The organism is Adlercreutzia sp. DFI.6.23 (genome assembly GCF_024462535.1).
GTDB classification, from domain to species: Bacteria; Actinomycetota; Coriobacteriia; order Coriobacteriales; family Eggerthellaceae; genus Adlercreutzia; species Adlercreutzia rubneri.
The window spans coordinates 1-367 of the sequence record NZ_JANGBP010000266.1; the positions used below are offsets into that span (position 1 = coordinate 1).

Sequence of the window (367 nt, forward strand, 5' to 3'; positions counted from 1 at the left end):
TGCAGGAGCAGCTCATGGACGAGGAGGAATCCCTATGAGTACGCTGATTGGCTCTTTTGATGGTCTGCACGACAACAGAGTCCTGTGCTACTGCGCTGACTTTGAAGCCCATACCCTGCACATGGATACCCAGACCGAGTCCGGAGAGAAAGTATCCGTTCACTTCACCGGCCTGCTGGCCCACTGGTTTGAGAATGTGATCCAGGACAACATCCTCTTTGGCATGGATGAGATCACCGTGGACGGTTTTTTTGAACAGTATAAAGACCTGCTGGACGGTACCATCCCTTACGGCTTTCCCGCCTGTTGCGGCATCGAGGAGCTGCGGGAGCGCATGGACCGGGAGCACATCCGGGTATTTGTCATT

At 54.2% G+C, this 367-nt stretch carries 1 protein-coding gene; it reads left to right on the plus strand.

Annotated elements, in window-relative coordinates; genetic code table 11:
• Positions 1-34: 34 nt before the first annotated feature.
• The coding region (locus tag NE591_RS13305) for a hypothetical protein (protein ID WP_256156869.1) at positions 35-367 on the plus strand (333 nt) is incomplete at its 3' end.